Source organism: Neisseriaceae bacterium, from assembly GCA_016864895.1.
Taxonomy (GTDB): Bacteria; Pseudomonadota; Gammaproteobacteria; order Burkholderiales; family Neisseriaceae; genus QFNR01.
Genome location: CP046107.1, coordinates 696,651 through 714,227 on the forward strand (window position 1 = coordinate 696,651; position 17,577 = coordinate 714,227).

The following is a 17,577-nucleotide window of genomic DNA, read 5'->3' on the forward strand; positions in this document are numbered from 1 at the left end:
ATCAAGTGGAATAGAATTGTTGCTGTTTTATCTTGTCAAACTGTAATTTACTGGTATTCTAATCCTGAGACTTTTACCCAACCTAAAATTGAACAATAAGCATATCTGGCTATAACTAACGTCCTTAACCAAATGATTTATTTCTTAATTGAATATCACCACCATTTGATAAAATCAATGATACTTTGCAGAATCTTTTATGAAAATTATCTTAAGCTTTCGTGACCAACCAGCAACTTAAAAGTGTTTAATGATGCTTATTAGTAAGGCATAAATCTAAGTTTATGGCAGATCCAACAAAACACCTAGAAATTAATGAGTCCTCATGAAGACAATGAACTTGGGATAAAATACTTGAACTTAGTGAGAATTAAGTATAAATCCAAGAGTATTCAAGACATGAAGCACCAGTTATTGAAATTAAATGTAAAAGAATTTAGTGCGAGTGATAATTAAATATAAGTAAAGTGGCTACACTCTACTAGTACTCAATTCTAAATTAGTCATCAATGCAGGAACCTACCACTAAAACAAATCTCACCTCTAACATTATACAGATATTGGTATCAAATCTATCAATTAGGGAATATAAAGCTTGAAACTATCATCACCAATAAAACCTGGAAGAAGTAAACTAACTTACAATACCCCTGTAACAATAACCCGTATAAAAAAATTCTTTACAGGATTTACATGGTTAATAACCTTTGAGGCTCTTCAGATTGAGAAGGCATGTAATAGGCATATACAGATTTTATTAATGGGATCGATAACTTACTCCATATTCAAACAAGAACCCCTTATTCCTGAAATTAGGTAAACTTACTTTTTTGAGTCAATACCAATGATACAACAGAATTAAATGCTAATAATAAACAAACTCGTTTTAGCTTACACTTGCTACCCTTGACCCAACCATTAATAATACATATACCTAATTTTTAAATTAATAGTTATCAAAAAGAATCTTAACCTAATTACACAACTCGATACCATAACATGTTATGTTAGAACAGCCCATAAGACTCAACTTAATGGTAATTCCCCTTGAAGTACTGTCAACCAAAAATGATAACTACATCGCAGAATAGTTAGGCCCACCTCCCCCTTCTGGACAAGTCCATATGATATTTTGTGTTGGATCTTTAATATCGCATGTTTTACAATGCAAGCAATTTTGAGCATTGATCTGTAAATACGGTTTTCCCTGTTTTTCTATAATTTCATACACACCAGCAGGACAATAGCGTGTTTCTGGAGAGTCATAAAGCTCATGATTAACTGAAATAGCCACATTTGGATTGGTTAATTTCAAATGGCATGGCTGATTTTCTTCATGATTAGTACCAGATAAAAATATACTCGACAAACGATCAAAACTAACCTTACCGTCAGGTTTAGCGTAATCTATTTTTTTCGCCTTATCTTTAGGTAACAGTCTCTCATTGTCTGCTTTGTAATGTTTGATTGTCCATGGACCTCTACCTTTCAAAACATAATCCTCCAGTCCACTATATACCATAGCAGGCCATAAAGTCCATTTAAATGCCGGACGATAATTACGCACCGCTTTCAATTCATCGTATAGCCAACTTTGCTCAAATAATTTCTGATAAGATATCGCTTCTTGAGAGGTAGTATAAGACTCTCTTGAAGGCTCTAGCACATCCCATACAGCTTCAGCAGCTAACATACCTGACTTAATAGCCATATGAGAACCTTTCATCCTCGGCACATTCAAAAAACCAGCAGTATCTCCAACTAAAACACCACCAGGAAAACTTAACTTAGGAAGACTTTGAAAGCCACCTTCATTAATAGCTCTGGCACCATATGATATTCTACGGCCACCTTGTAGATATTTTTTAATTTCGGGATGTAACTTATATCTTTGAAACTCATCAAAAGGGGACATATAAGGATTGTTATAATCCAAACCTACTATATAACCAATATAAATCTTGTTATTCTGCATATGGTACATAAAGGAACCACCATAAACACTCATAGGCAGTGGCCAACCAATTGTATGCATCACAAGACCCTCTTGATGTACTTCTTCAGACACTTCCCATATTTCTTTGATGCCTATCCCATAAGTTTGAAGGTCAGAATCTTTATCTAAATTAAATTTTTTTAATAAAGTTTTGGTTAAATTTCCTCTACACCCCTCTGAAAAAATAGTTTGCTGTGCCAATAACTCCATTCCTGGTTGATAGGCATCAGTCGGCTTCCCATCGACACCAACACCCATATCACCAGTCAAAATTCCTTTAACAGTACCATCTTTATGGTATAAGATTTCAGTTGCTGAAAAACCTGGGTAGATTTCCACCCCCATATTTTCAGCTTGTTCTGCTAGCCATTTGCAAACTAAACTAAGGCTAATAATATAATTATTTTTATTACGGAAAGCAGGTGGTGTCGGCAATTTAAAAGCTTTGTTTTTTGTTAAAAACATTAAACGGTCTTGTTTAACCTCACAAGTTAATGGCGCACCTAAATCTTTCCAGTTAGGAATGAGCTCAGTAATAGCCTTAGGATCCATAACGGCACCCGATATGATGTGCCCCCCCACTTCTGAACCCTTTTCTACAATACAAATAGTAATTTCTCTATCTTGCTCTTGTGCTAATTGTTTTAAACGAATCGCTGCACTCAGCCCAGCAGGACCCGCACCCACAACAACTACATCGAATTGCATACTATCTCTAATAATATCTTGACCCATGTGTTTTTTTCCTTATTATATACAGTTGCTTACATAGATATTGTATGTCTACAACGTAATTAATTTATACCTCCAGCATAGGGTACCACAACAAAAATTAGACTCTCAATATAATAGTAATCTAGTTTTAAACAATTTAGAGCAGCACTCCCTAATATCATTAACGAGCTATGAACACATATCTAATCCAAATTAGTTTAATCTTAGGCAACAATCTATTCCTAAAATATACTACAGAAACATTCGGTGCCATCAGAGACAAAAGCAACTAATCAACATCACTCCCCACAAATTTTTTGCTCAGTCAAATAAAATTATTATTCGTATTTAAGATCCCACTTCAACCCCCCCCCCAAAAAAAAACTAAAGTAGAATACCACAACAACAGCTATTCTAAGGATTACCCAGCTTATCTTATCACTTTTAACCAATACTCTACTCTAAAAACATGGAATCATGTTCCAAACTAAGTAAATATCAGGTAATTTAATACGATCATCAAAAACATACCCGGTAACCTTTTATTTTGCAATCTTAATCACTAACATTATTGTTCAAATCTATTTTCAAATATTGACTTGAAAAAACACTATTGTTTAGGAAACTAAAACAGTCTGTCATATCCAAAAAATTCCTGTGGGTAAATAAAACAACAAGGCATTTTAGAATAAGCTATTTAAGGCATCTTGAATCTAGCCAATCTTGAACACTCCTAAAGCTTCATTACCATGAAGCAGTATACACTTCATTTCAAGATATACTGACAACAATGCATCAAATAATCAATGCTTTAGTAGTTTTGACTATATTGTTCTAACAAAAAAATAATTTTAAAAAATTAATCAGGTATTATTTTTCCAGGGTTCATGATATTCTTAGGATCGATAGCCTTTTTTAAAGCGCTCATTATCTGGATTTCTTGTTCTGTCCTCACTAAAGATAACCATTTCTTTTTGAGCTGACCTATCCCATGTTCTGCTGCTATCGTTCCTGAATGCTTAATAACCTCCGTATACACCAACCGGTTTAGCTGCTCTTCAAATTGATAGACACCGTTGGTACGATCTCTTGCCAAAGATACATTGTAATGCAAACTTCCATCACCCAAATGACCAAACAACAAAATAGTAGCATCAGGAAATTCCGATTTGACTTTCATCTCTGTATTTTCTATAAATCTTTGTAAAGAGCTAATTGGTACTGCAATATCATGTTTAATTGAAATGCCTAAGGTATTTTTTTGAGCCTCAGAAATATTTTCTCTTACTTGCCACATTCTTTGTGATTCTTTATCAGAACAGGCAACAATGGTATTAGAAAAACCTAATAATAATAATTGTTCCAATAATAAATCTTTATCAAACCTTTTCTTATCATCGAAACTTAATTCACACAAAACAAAATGCTGACCGGATAAACCAAAACAAATACCACTATAGTTTTGAGATAACTGAAAAACAGGCAAACTCATATATTCAAAACTAGTTAATTCAGACATATATTCAAACTGAAACTTTTGTAATAAGAATAAAACTTGGCTTATTTCATCACAAGCAATTAAAAAGGTCATTCTCTCATTAACCTGTGGATAAATTTTTAAAGTTGCCGCAGTAATAATCCCCAAAGTACCTTCACTACCAATCCACAACTGTTTAGTGTCTAGCCCAGTAGTATTTTTATGCAAACCAGATAAATGACTTATCAAATGTCCATTAGGTAAAATAACTTCCAATCCTAACACCAAATCTCGCATGGTTCCATACCTCAAAACATTTAATCCACCAGCATTACAAGCAATAGTACCCCCAATTTGACAAGAAGATTCACTGGCTAAACTCAAAGGGAAATAAAACCCTGCCTCCCTAACAAATGATCGTAAATTAGCCAATACTATACCAGCTTCAGCTGTTACTGTTCTATCCAAAGTGTTAAGTGAACGAATCTTTGAAATTCGCTCCAAAATAACAATAACGCTATTTTCAATACTAGGAATACTTGCACCACACATACTGGTATTTCCACCCTGGGGTGTAACTGTAATACAATTATCATAGGCAATTTGCATTATTTTTTGCAAACTTCCTAGTGACTTAGGGCGCAATACACAATGACAAGAAGCTTGATAACGTTTTCTCCAATCAATGGTATAGGTTGCCATTTTAATATCATCTAAAATAAGTTCATCTGGTTCTAATACTTCTCGAAAAAGTGAGATAATTTGCATAACTATTCCCAAACAAGTTTAACATAGTGTTAAATGGTAAAAGGATTTTGGATCGACTTGGTGACCTAAACTGTATTGTAAGCTAAGTTAGTTCAATAAAACCAATAATTTTGATATTCTTACATTAATCTTTTTTTGTAATTCTATGATATTTTGATTCTGAATCAGTCAAGTACTATGATTTACAGCAACCAATTGATAGTATTTTCATCTAGACAATTACTTGTCTAGATCATGCGCTAAGATACTCATCTTAGATTAAGTTCAGTATTTAAACTTTAACCCTTCATCAATTCATAACTTTCAAATAATCAATCTGACTAAAATTACCTATTTGATGAGCATTAAGAAAAATTATTTTTCATCAAAAAATCAGTCAACCAATTGAACTATGTTAGTACTTTCTTGGCCACCAGGTCTCCTAATCCAATTTTTTTCATATTCTTACTGTTTTTTTATTAGTTTTTTCAAATGATACCCATGAGTAATTGATTTGAACTTTTAATAAAAAAATGAATCACACTATACGGTTACCCATACACTATGTATAGTTTGTGATTCTAAACCAAATGATATAAAGATTAATGAGTACCTCATTTTTTTGATCTTAATTAATTCTCGGGCATATGAAAGACAATATTCTGGAAAGTTTACTCTTTAAAAAAAAAGTAAACGATCCAAAAAAATAAACAATAAATTTAAAGTCTGCTCATTAAATATAGAATAGGTTTCAAAAATAAAACAAAGGAAATAGACATGAAAAATAAATTACTTTTACTACCTTTTGTAGCGGTTACGTTAGTTGCTTGTTCATCCAATAACTCAGATAAAATTAACTTTAACGACATCAACATAACCGATTACAATTGGCATCTCATCAATATCAGAGATAAAACAAATCGAATACTCCCAGAACTCAATAATACTAACATACAGGTTACATTCGACAACAATAAAATAAATTTCTCAGGTGGTTGTAATAATTTTATGTCTGGTATTCTACTGACCAAAGAAAACTTTAAAACAAACTCAGTAGCATCAACCAGGATGGCCTGTAATAAAGAACTAATGAAACAAGATCAATTGGTTAGCAATTTTTTTGCGCAAAATACCATTGAATATCGCATAAAAAAAATAGACAATAAACTTATACTAACTTTAAAAAACAGTCAGAATGAACTATTAACTCTAAATGGCTATCCAAATGATGAAGTGTTATATGGCAATGATTTTGAAACAATTTTTATAGAAATCAGTACTAAAAAAAATAGTCATTGCAAAAGTAATGAAAAATGCTATCAATACCGTTTTGTAACTTATGATGAAAAATATAATAAAGAATATAGTGAGTGGAGACCAGGTTTACCCGACATTAAAAACTATATTAAAAAACCCAATGTCAGGGAAATTGTACGTGTTAAACAGTACCCTACTAAGGGTATAGAAAAAATATATGTATTTGACATGCGGGTAGAACAGGAACCTTTAATAAAAGAACAAATGAAATAATACCAAAAATTTTTGAGAGTAATATAATGCTTAAAAAAAAAACGGTTGAGTCAAAACTTGTAGAAAATATCCCAGAAAAGATGTTATAGCTCAATTCTAGCTCAATAGATGAACAAATCAATTAATTACATCTCTCTAGGCGTTTAAGAGAATGAATGTAATTGATTTGTTCACCATAATCGTATCGAACAACTAAAAAAACTATCAATTTTTCGGTTGAAAATGACAACGATTCTGTCCAAATTTTGGATTAGTTGTCTGGCAATAATCAAAATTATTTTTCCTTTCCCAGAACCACTTCCCCCAAGCAATAGGTATTTTAGTAAATCGCACCCCGCTAAGCCAACACTAAAAATAAGCTTCGCACAACCCATATAGATTTTCATCTGTATCTCTGGCCGCAATACCATTGCCTAATGACATTGCTACAGGAGCACTCTATTACACATATCTCATCCCTGCGATATCGGCTAAAGCTAATGAAGACACAAATAATCAAAAATAAAAAAGGCCATTGCAGTTTCTCGAAAAAATAATACTTGCTATCCATATCCACCTAAGCTGATGCTATAGCGTTGATTGTTAATTTTTTTTGTCAAGATAAAATTTTTCTTAAAATTTTTATTCACGCCAAAGACAAGCTTGTTTTTTTCAAAAATATTATTTTTAGGGTTATAGTATTTTCGAGTAAAAGCTTTGATCACATCTTTAAATTTCAGGAACATTGAACATTTCGCTAAAATTGAAGTATGTTCTTTGATTATTTTTTTACTATGATTTATTCCTTTTTATGTTATTTCCAGCTTAACAAAAAAGTCATTAAAATCAAATTATCCATAACGTCGCTGAAAGTCTTGCATAAACTCTGATAATAATTGCACTCCTTTTAGAGGCATCGCATTATAGATACTAGCCCTCATACCTCCCATACTCTTATAACCTTTCAGAAATTTTAAGTTATTTTTAGTAGCTTCTTCAATAAAAAGTGCATCTAACTGTTCATTGGGCGTATAAAATACAACGTTCATTTTTGAACGTGCTGATTTACAAACATGATTAGAGTAAAAGCCATTACTCTCATCAATTGTTGAATACAAAAGCTTTGCCTTCTCAGTATTGATTTCCTCCATTTTAGATAACCCTCCTCTCTGGAGTAGCCATTTCATAACTAGACCGCAAACATAAGTACCAAAAGTATTTGGTGTGTTATACATTCCATTTTTATTAAAATGAGATTGATAATTTAATACATCAGGAATTGTATCAGGTGCCCTACTCAATAAGTCTTTTTGTACTATAACCACTGTAACCCCAGACGGACCAATATTTTTCTGAGCACCAGCATAAATTAGTGCATAATCTCGTACCTTAATTCGTCTAGACAAAAAGTCACTTGACATATCACATACCAATAATGGATAGTCCACGTTGATTCGATGGGGTAATGTTTGGTATTGCACACCATGCACTGTTTCATTACTAGTAAAATGAATGAAATCTAAAGGTAAATTGACTAACCAATCTTTTTGTAAAGGAACATCGACATAGTATCCATCCTGCTCACTGTTTGCGATCAACTTAGTGGATACAAGTTTTATTTTAGACATTTGTTGATACGCAATTTTACTCCAGTTGCCAGATACAACACATCCTAATTGACGCTTTTGTGATAGTGACAAATTGCAAACAATATCCGTAAACCGTAAGCTAGCACCACCTTGTAAAAACAAAATGGCGTAATCATCAGGAACACCTAACAGTTGGGATAAGTCACTTTCAGCTTGATGTAGAATATCTAAAAAGGTATTGCTACGGTGACTGACTGTCATTACTGATAATCCTGTTCCTCGATAATCCAACAATTCATTCTGTACAGTTAATAATACTTCCCGTGGCAAAGTCGCTGGCCCAGCCGAAAAATTAAATACTTCACTTAATGCCATGTGTATTCCCATTCCTCAATATAATAACCAATTCTATAGGCCTTCTTTTCTATCAGCAATCAAATTCTACTTCTACTATTTGGGTTTATTTACGATAAAAATTTAGTCAAGATTTACCTAACAGCTATTTATCTTTCATTTTAAATACTATATAATTCAGAAAATGGGCGGTTGCCCATTTTTTTATGGTTATTATAAAGAATATGAAGAATATTGAAAATTTGGTTAGTACTTGCTTATCAGGTCTTGGTTACGAGTGCGTAGATATCGAACAAACATCTAATGGCATATTGAGAATATATATCGATAAACCTCAAGGTATATCGATAGATGATTGTGCTTACGTAAGTAATCATCTAAACCGAATTCTCACAGTTGAAAATATTGATTACAAAACGCTTGAAATATCAAGTCCTGGTTTAGATAGGGTTTTAAAAAAAGTGAGTGATTTTTCAAGATTCATTGACCATTTGGTTGATATAAAAACCCATTTGCCAATTGATCAGCAAAAAAAATTCACTGGTCGAATTTTAAGCTTTGATGGGGAGAAATTAACTTTACTTTCTGAACAACATAATTCGACCATAACCATTGATTTCAATAACATAAAAAAAGCTCGTTTAAAACCTAAAATTTAAACACAACAAACCTTTAATGGAGGATACTCTACAATGAGTCGTGAAATATTACTATTAATCAATGCACTAGCCAGTGAAAAAAATGTGGATAACGAAACTGTATTTGAAGCAGTTGAATTTGCGTTGGCTGGCGCTGCACGCAAAAAACTGGGGCTTGATAATGTTGATATTCATGTAAAAATCGATAAAGAAACGGGGAATTACGATGTTACCCGTCGTTGGTTAGTAGTTGATGACTTAGACTACACTACACCATCTCTTGAAAAAACGTTAGAGGAACTCCAAGAAACAGATCCTGATACCACTCTGCAAAAGGGGGATTATTATACAGAACCTGTACCTGAGGTCGACTTCGGTAGAATTGGGGCTCAAACAGCTAAAAGAATCATTCTACAACGTATTCGTGATGCCGAAAAAGAACAGATACTTAATGAATTTCTGCAAAGAAAAGAAAGCCTAATTTCTGGCACAGTAAAACGTATGGATAGACAGGGTGTCATTGTTGAAATTGGAAAACTAGAAGCACTATTGCCTAGAGATCAAATGATACCAAGGGAAAATCTTAGAGTTGGGGATAGAATTCGTGCTTACTTATTAAAAATAGAACAAAGAAGCAATCGCCCAGAAATCATTTTAACTCGAACTTCTAAAGAGTTTTTGATTCATCTTTTTGAGATGGAAGTCCCAGAAATAGAAGAAGGATCAATAGAAATTAAAGAAGTAGCGAGAGATCCTGGTATGAGAGCCAAGATCGCTGTTAAATCTAATGATCCAAGAATAGATCCCCAAGGTACCTGTATAGGTGTGCGAGGATCTCGCGTCAATAATGTTTCTGACGCTTTAAATGGGGAACGCATAGATGTTGTCCTATGGTCTCCTGAACCTGCTCAATTTATCATGAATGCATTATCGCCTACAGAAGTTACTAGAATTTTAATTGATGAAGACAAACATAGTGTTGACGTTGTTGTGGCAGAGGATCAGATAGCTATTGCAATCGGTAGAGGGAGTCAAAATGTTAGACTGGCTTCAAAACTAACAGGTTGGAATCTCAAGATTTTGACCGTAGACGAGGCTGAACATGTTCATCAAACTCAAGATGAAGAATTGAAAGAAAAATTTATGAATAGTCTTGATATCGATGAGGAAATTGCTGATATCCTAGTTCAGGAAGGTTTCATTTCTCTAGAAGAAATTGCCTACGTTCCAATAGAAGAATTGCAAGAAATAGAAGAATTTGATGAGGAACTAATTAGTGATTTACGTACCAGAGCAAGAAATGCAGTATTAATGCAAGCTATTGCTATAGAAGAAAAATTAAGAGATATAGACTCAAAACTTAAAAATCTTGCTGGTATGAATGAATCCCTATTAAAAAATTTAATTGACCATAACATTTTAACACTTGATGATTTTGCAGAACTATCAGCTCCTGAATTAAGAGAGTTTACTGACTTAACTTCAGAACAAGCTAGCCAATTAATCCTAGAGGCAAGATCACATTGGTTTGAAAAAACATCTAAAGAAGGAGGTGCTAATGAGTAAAGATACCTTAAAAAACTTTGCAGAACAGCTCAATGTACCTGAAAGTGAATTAATTGATCAATTTCAATCTATTGGTATAAAGGTCAATTCTGAGAGTTATGTTATTACAGAAAACGATAAAAAAGCTTTGTTAAATAGCTTGCAGTCTGCAAACAAAATACAAGCTTCTAAAAAAAAGCTAGTTATAACTCGTAAAAAAACAGAACATAGTACTATTGCTGGAGTTCAAGTAGAAACCCGACGCAGAAGAAGAATTCAAATTCCTGATGAACTTAGTCAAAACTCAGAAGCTGAGAAAAAACAACTATCAATCAATAAAAAGATTGATAAAAATGAGAATATGATCTTACATACTGAAAAATCTTCTGAAAAACCAGATACTCTAACAGAAAAAGTAATAAAAACAGATAATTTAAACACTCAAAACACTCCAGAAAATAATCATCAAGAGGAATCTTCTTCTGAATCGTGTATTCAAATGGATAAATCAAATGATGAGGCACAAATAAATCCCGACAGAGAAGTAACGCCATTAGTCCCTCCAATCAGTCCAGAGCACATCCTGAGCCCCGAAGAGATCGCAGAGCGAAATGAAGAACGTAAACGTGCCGAACAGCTTAGATTCTATCAAAAAGAACTAGCAAGGAAAAAGGAGTTAGCAAAACAAAAGGAGTTAGCAAAGAAAAATGAGTTGGCAAAACAAAGGGAGTTAGCAAAGCAAAACGAGTTAGCAAAGCAAAACGAGTTAGCAAAGCAAAACGAGTTAGCAAAGCAAAACGAGTTAGCAAAGCAAAACGAGTTAGCAAAGCAAAACGAGTTAGCAAAGCAAAACGAGGAATTGCATAAGAAAAAAGAAGCTCAGATTCAATTAAAAGAAGCAAAAGTTAAATATAATGAGTCATCATCCTCTACCGGTGAAACACAAACAACCTTAAGAAAAAATAGGCCAAAAAATTCACGTTCAGATGCTAAAGATGATGACTCACGTCATCCAAAGTCTAAAACAAGAACAAAAGGTCGTAATCGTAATGAAACCGTTTTAAGTCAAGATGATGGTCAAGTAAAATGGCATTCGTCAAAAAAAGGAAATAAAAAGCAAGCTAAGTTCCAAGAAGAAAATAAACATGCATTCCAAGCACCTACCGAACCAACTATTTATGAAGTTATGGTACCCGAAACGATCACAGTAGCAGAGTTAGCTAAAAAAATGTCAGTCAAATCTGTTGAAGTAATTAAAACTTTAATGCAAATGGGTGTAATGGTTACTATTAACCAATCTTTAGATCAGGAAACTGCCTTGATCGTTGTCGAAGAAATGGGACATAAAGGGATTGTGGCCAAGATGGATGATCCAGAAACCTTCTTAGAAGAGCACCAAGAATTATACAATGCACCAGAACTACCAAGAGCTCCCGTGGTAACAGTGATGGGACATGTTGATCATGGAAAAACCTCACTATTAGACTATATTCGCCGTACAAAAGTAGTTTCAGGTGAGGCAGGTGGTATTACACAGCATATTGGTGCTTATAGTGTCTCTACTTCTAAAGGCTGTATTACTTTTCTAGACACCCCTGGACATGCTGCATTTACTCAAATTCGCGCTAGAGGTGCTAAGTCAACTGATATAGTTATCTTAGTTGTTGCTGCTGATGATGGTGTTATGCCACAAACAATAGAAGCCATACATCACTCTAAAGCTGCAGGTGTCCCTATTGTCGTAGCAGTTAATAAAATTGACAAAGACTCTGCTAATCCAGAAAGAATTCGTCAAGAACTAACCAACCATAAAGTGATTCCTGATGTATGGGGTGGAGAAAATCAATTTGTGGATATTTCAGCTAAAAAAGGAACCAATATTGAAAAATTATTAGATGCTGTTCTACTGGAGGCTGAAATACTTGAATTAAAAGCTCAAGTGGATGCCCCTGCCAAAGGTGTTGTGATTGAATCTCGTCTTGATAAAGGAAGAGGACCAGTGGTAACACTTTTAATTCAATCAGGAACACTGAAAAAGGGTGATATGCTATTAGCAGGGAATGCCTATGGAAAAGTACGTGCAATGTACAATGAGCTGGGTAAAGAAATTAAGGAAGCAGGCCCTTCTACCCCTGTAGAGGTGCTGGGTTTATCTGAAGTACCTCATTCTGGCGATGATACAATTGTGTTACTGGATGAGAAAAAAGCTAGAGAAATCGCCATGTTCCGTCAAGGAAAATATCGTGATGTAAAATTAGCTAAACAAGAAGCCAGCAAACTAGAAAACTTGTTTAGTCATATCAATTCTGGGGAGGTGCAAAACTTAACAATTATTGTTAAATCTGATGTGCAAGGTTCTTATGAAGCTTTATCTGGTAGTTTAAAACAGTTGTCTACGGATGAAGTTAAGGTTTCTGTTATCCATGAAGGAGTAGGTGGAATTACAGAATCTGATATTAACCTCGCCATTGCTTCCAATGCTATTATTATTGCTTTTAACGTTAGAGCTGATGCTAATGCAAGAAAATTAGCCGAGAATGAAGGTGTAGATATACGGTATTATAATATTATCTACAATGCCATCAATGATATTAAAGCAGCTATGTCCGGTATGTTATCTCCTGAAGAAAAAGAACAAATATTGGGCTTAGTTGAAATTCGTCAGGTTATTTCTATTTCAAAAGTGGGTAACATTGCAGGATGTATGGTCTTAGAAGGACTGGTTAAAATACAATCAAATGTTAGGGTACTAAGAAACAATGTTGTTATTCATACAGGTGAAATTGATTCTCTAAAACGATATAAAGACGATGTTAAAGAAGTAAAACAAGGGTTTGAGTGTGGTCTAACTATTAAAAACTATAATGATATTCAAGAAGCAGATCAATTGGAAATATTTGAAATCATCGAAGTAGAAAGAAGTTTATAATTTATCATCACTACTATTTTATGATCTAATTATTCTAACTAAGATAATTTTTACTTAATCAATAAGGAAAAGAAATGACGAAAAATTTTACTAGGGCAAGTCGTCTGGAAGAGCAAATTTTTAAAGATGTTGCCGATATTATTTATAAAGAAGTAAAAGATCCTAGATTAGGTTATGTTACTGTGACTGGCACTGATGTGAGCAAAGATTTAAAAAATGCCACTATTCACTATACAGTACTGGAAGATAAAGATAGAATTTCTACTCAAGAAGCACTGGAAAGTTCTAAAGGATTTATCCGTTCATCGCTTGCGAAACGCTTAACTATATATCAAGTTCCTAATTTATCGTTTAAGTACGATACTAGTATTGAACGTGGTGCCAATATTTCTAATTTGATTGATAAAATTAATCAGCAAGATAAAAAAGAAGACCAATCTGAACATATTTCGCATATTTAAGAAAAAACAAAATACAAAATAATATTTCTGATTTTTTGGTTTTGTGAAAAACTAATGGATACCATCTTACAATGACAACTAATCAATTTTCTCAATTTTCTTTAAATACCCAGTTATTTAGTGCATTAAGCTTTATGGGGATCAGATTTCCTACACCTGTACAGCTAAAGGCCATCCCCACTGCTTTACAGGGTAGCGATCTAACAGTATGTGCACAAACGGGTAGCGGGAAAACATTAGCTTTTTTAATCCCTACTTTAAATGGAATTATGACACGCAGGAGTCAGGAAAAAGGTAATGGACCCAGAATATTGATTCTGGCACCAACTCGGGAACTCGTTAAACAAATTGAAAAAAATGTTGCTATATTGACTAAAAAAATTAAATGGTTTAGATATACCACCCTTATTGGAGGAACTCCATATCGTAAACAAATTGAATCGTTATCTAAACCTTTGGATTTACTCATAGCCACACCAGGTCGTTTAATTGATTTAATGAATCAAGGCCATATACAATTTAATCGAGTAGAGTATTTAGCATTAGACGAAGCTGATCGTATGTTAGATATGGGTTTTCTAAAAGACATTCAAAAAATATCTCAGCAATTACCAAATTCACGACAAACTCTTCTATTTTCGGCAACATTAGATAAAAACACAAAGAAATTAGCAGAACAAATTACTCATAATGCACTACATATAGAAGTAGAACGGTCTATCAATATGGGTAATATCTCTGAGCTACTTTACTACACCAATAACTTAAAACATAAAATCCAGATTTTAGAGTATCTATTAATGGATCCTGCTATTTATCAAGCTGTCATTTTTACGGCTACTAAGCACTTAAGCGAAGACTTGGCCAAAAATTTAGCACAAAAAAAACACAAAGTTTTATGCTTGAATGGTGATATGGCACAAAATCAAAGAATTCAAGCTATTAAAAAATTACAACGCAAACAAATTGATTATTTAATTGCTACTGATGTAGCTGCTAGAGGAATTGATATTGCAACCATCACTCACGTAATTAATTTTGACTTACCAAAACAACCAGAAGATTATATCCATCGTATTGGTAGAACAGGTAGGGCTGGTAAGGATGGTATTGCAATTACATTCGCCATGGTTGACGAAACCCCTCAGGTTCATAAAATAGAAAAATTAATCCAACATCCCATCAAAGTTGTATCTATCGAAGGAATGGAACCAGTCAGAAATCCTAATAAATCAGATTTTAAAAAAGCTCGACACAATTTTAAAAAACGGTCTGGAAATAGAACTGAGCCTCCAAATACTTTAAACAGAAAAACAGCTGCTACTAAAAAAAATACTTTCAAGGTTCGAAATACTACCAATTAATAAATCCAACACAACTTACCAAATAGACTTGTGGTACCATTGAATTTGTCCCATTAAATCTGACTGTACACATTCTACCAAGCTAAAGCCTGATCAAATTCAAAACAGAAACAATCAAAAAATTGTCTTATTTTAAAATTAAGTAGTCTCTTTTGAATGGTAGCCCTCAAATCCTAACAAGGAACTGATAATTTACATTAATAATTATCCACAAAAAACATAGGTCTTTAGAATCAAAGAGAGACCATGTTAGAAATTATCTAACCTATACCTAAATAATGGCATTAACACCAATTTGTTTTAACATTTCCAAACTTTCACAAGACTTCCGGAATGATTTTTGACAAGATTGGTTAAATAACTCAACAGCACGACCAAGGTTAGGTTCAACAATTTCCCCCTCAATATTTAAACGGGCGCAGTAGTACTGCCGTTCTGTATCTTCTCTTTGTAACCTACATAAATCATTATAAATTTCTTGTGCTTTATTCCGATTTTCAGTACCTGCATATCCCCTATTAAAAGCATTTGCCAACTCATAACACGATGCTATATTGTTATTATCACAACTAGTTTTTAATGTTTGTACAGCTGGAGGATAACTTGCCACATTTCTAGCCGAGGAAAGTGCCTGTGCCTTCTTTTTAACTATCTCTTGCTCTTTCAATCGTTTTTGCTGATCTTTCCACTGTGCCTCAAGTAACCCTTTTTCTTGTCCTTTACTGATAGAATCAAAAAATGTTTGTAGATTGGTGTTGAGTTGATTCTGCATTAAAGTTTCACCTAACTCATGTCCCACCAACATTTCTTCCCGATTTAACCCTTTAGACAGACGGGATGGTAAACTATAATTAGTTGTAACCACTTTTGGGGATGGTTGTAATTCATTAGCAAAATTACCTGGAAGCGCTAATTTCGCAACAGAAATAGATTCAGGTACAGGGTTTGAATCAAGATCTGAATCTCTGATGACTTTAGGTGTATTTAAAAAATTTTCTTTTATTAATTCTGAAGATGATGACAAACTTAAATTTGATGCCGATTTATTATCAGGATTCACTAAAGCAATAATAGGCATACCCTTCATGTCATCCAACCAATTAGATTCAAAAATTTTACTTGCTCTTGACTCAATAAGATCATCAATACTCTTAACCTGATCATCAATAGAAGTCTGAGACATTTTTTCTGTAAATTTCATAGAATCAAATAGTTGTGATGATTTTTTCTCTACAGTAGCTGCTGATGTACTATTATCATTCTGATCATCGCTATATTCAGAACTATTTTTGCTTTGTCTTTTCTCTTGCTGCTTATCTTGTAAAAGAGAATTATCAATAATTGTAGAACACTGTTGATCTTCATTGCATGTTGCATTTGTCAAATCTCTTTTATTAGGGACACTTGACTTATAAGGAGAAAGCTGCTGTTGAGAAAATGGGTTAACAATTTTAAAAGTTTTTTCCGTTATCTGGTCAATATTGTTTGTCTCTTGAGGAATAAAATTTTCATATTCACGGCATACCGGCCTATCCCCGTTTGTAGAAGAACATACTGTTGCTTTAGATTTCACTTCGGTAGAGGTTTTTCCATTCCTTAATGTTCTGACCTCCCCCATTATTTGCACTTTCTGACTGGATAATTCAGAATGTTGCTGTTTTAAAGATGGTTCGCAGTCAAGTAAGTTCCCCTCATAACAACTTAATTCTCGATTGGATGACAATTGATTATTGTGATTATTATCACTTTGGGTCAATGACTCGATGTTTCTTGTCAATCCAGATATAAAGCCCTTTAACGAATCAATAAAAGCAATACATTTGTCATGATCAATACTTTTTATGTCACAAAAATTCCGACTGATATCCACTACACTATCAAAATTATCAGGAAATAAAGAAGATTCATCAGTTGGATTTAATTTAAGGATTTTGTTTCCTTCTAGTTGAGTTTGAGATTGTCCAGTAACGCCCCTTAACGCCAAACAAGCTTGTAAATTATTTTGTGCACATCCTGCTCCAGCAAAAGAAGCTCTTAAAATCGGACTTGTAATATGCGTGTTGGTTAATTCTTGTTCGCACTCGGCTGTAAAATTCTCCTGACAATCTACTGTTCTAGTATTATCTGAACAACTTGCCAATAACAGGAATAACACACTACCGCCCAATGTACAAACTCTTTTTTTCATATCCACCACCCCTACAATTATTTAAGACGTTTAGGTACAATTGTAACTGATAGCGTATTATTTTCA

Annotated in this window: 11 protein-coding genes; 6 read left to right on the forward strand and 5 right to left on the reverse strand. The window is 33.5% G+C overall.

Annotation, left to right across the window (positions count from 1 at the left end; all coding sequences use genetic code 11):
• Nucleotides 1–1,075: 1,075 nt before the first annotated feature.
• Together GKC53_02980 and GKC53_02985 are read right to left on the reverse strand one after the other, a co-directional pair.
• A complete protein-coding gene (locus tag GKC53_02980) occupies nucleotides 1,076–2,731 on the reverse strand; it encodes an FAD-binding protein (GenBank protein QRN41108.1) in 1,656 nt (551 codons plus the stop codon).
• 838 nt (nucleotides 2,732–3,569) lie between these two features.
• A complete protein-coding gene (locus tag GKC53_02985; GenBank protein QRN41109.1) occupies nucleotides 3,570–4,955 on the reverse strand; it encodes an FAD-binding protein in 1,386 nt (461 codons plus the stop codon).
• Between the two features lie 756 nt (nucleotides 4,956–5,711).
• Here GKC53_02985 and GKC53_02990 point away from each other — a divergent pair.
• A complete protein-coding gene (locus tag GKC53_02990; protein ID QRN41110.1) occupies nucleotides 5,712–6,464 on the forward strand; it encodes an META domain-containing protein in 753 nt (250 codons plus the stop codon).
• 170 nt (nucleotides 6,465–6,634) lie between these two features.
• Here the strand turns inward: GKC53_02990 and GKC53_02995 are convergent, their stop codons facing one another.
• A complete protein-coding gene (locus GKC53_02995; protein ID QRN41111.1) occupies nucleotides 6,635–6,850 on the reverse strand; it encodes a hypothetical protein in 216 nt (71 codons plus the stop codon).
• 444 nt (nucleotides 6,851–7,294) lie between these two features.
• Complete coding sequence (gene serC, locus GKC53_03000) at nucleotides 7,295–8,407, reverse strand: phosphoserine transaminase (GenBank protein ID QRN41112.1); 1,113 nt, start codon at nucleotides 8,405–8,407, stop codon at nucleotides 7,295–7,297.
• A gap of 203 nt (nucleotides 8,408–8,610) precedes the next feature.
• On the opposite strand from serC, the gene rimP reads away from it, so the two are divergent.
• The 5 genes from rimP to GKC53_03025 all read left to right on the forward strand — a co-directional run bounded on the left by rimP (nucleotide 8,611) and on the right by GKC53_03025 (nucleotide 15,323).
• Nucleotides 8,611–9,045, forward strand: a complete 435-nt coding sequence (rimP, locus tag GKC53_03005; GenBank protein QRN41113.1) for a ribosome maturation factor RimP — start codon at nucleotides 8,611–8,613, stop codon at nucleotides 9,043–9,045.
• 33 nt (nucleotides 9,046–9,078) lie between these two features.
• On the forward strand, nucleotides 9,079–10,590 hold the full coding sequence (gene nusA / locus GKC53_03010) for a transcription termination/antitermination protein NusA (protein ID QRN41114.1): 1,512 nt from the start codon (nucleotides 9,079–9,081) through the stop codon (nucleotides 10,588–10,590).
• On the forward strand, nucleotides 10,583–13,498 hold the full coding sequence (gene infB / locus GKC53_03015) for a translation initiation factor IF-2 (protein ID QRN41115.1): 2,916 nt from the start codon (nucleotides 10,583–10,585) through the stop codon (nucleotides 13,496–13,498). Before nusA ends, infB begins: the two co-directional genes overlap by 8 nt.
• Nucleotides 13,499–13,572: 74 nt before the next feature.
• Nucleotides 13,573–13,959: a 30S ribosome-binding factor RbfA gene (rbfA, locus tag GKC53_03020; GenBank protein ID QRN41116.1), complete on the forward strand. Its 387-nt coding sequence runs from the start codon at nucleotides 13,573–13,575 to the stop codon at nucleotides 13,957–13,959.
• 71 nt (nucleotides 13,960–14,030) lie between these two features.
• Nucleotides 14,031–15,323 (forward strand): DEAD/DEAH box helicase, encoded by a 1,293-nt coding sequence (locus GKC53_03025; protein ID QRN41117.1) that lies wholly within the window; start codon nucleotides 14,031–14,033, stop codon nucleotides 15,321–15,323.
• 271 nt (nucleotides 15,324–15,594) lie between these two features.
• Here the strand turns inward: GKC53_03025 and GKC53_03030 are convergent, their stop codons facing one another.
• Nucleotides 15,595–17,511, reverse strand: a complete 1,917-nt coding sequence (locus GKC53_03030) for a hypothetical protein (protein ID QRN41118.1) — start codon at nucleotides 17,509–17,511, stop codon at nucleotides 15,595–15,597.
• Between the last annotated feature and the right edge of the window lie 66 nt (nucleotides 17,512–17,577).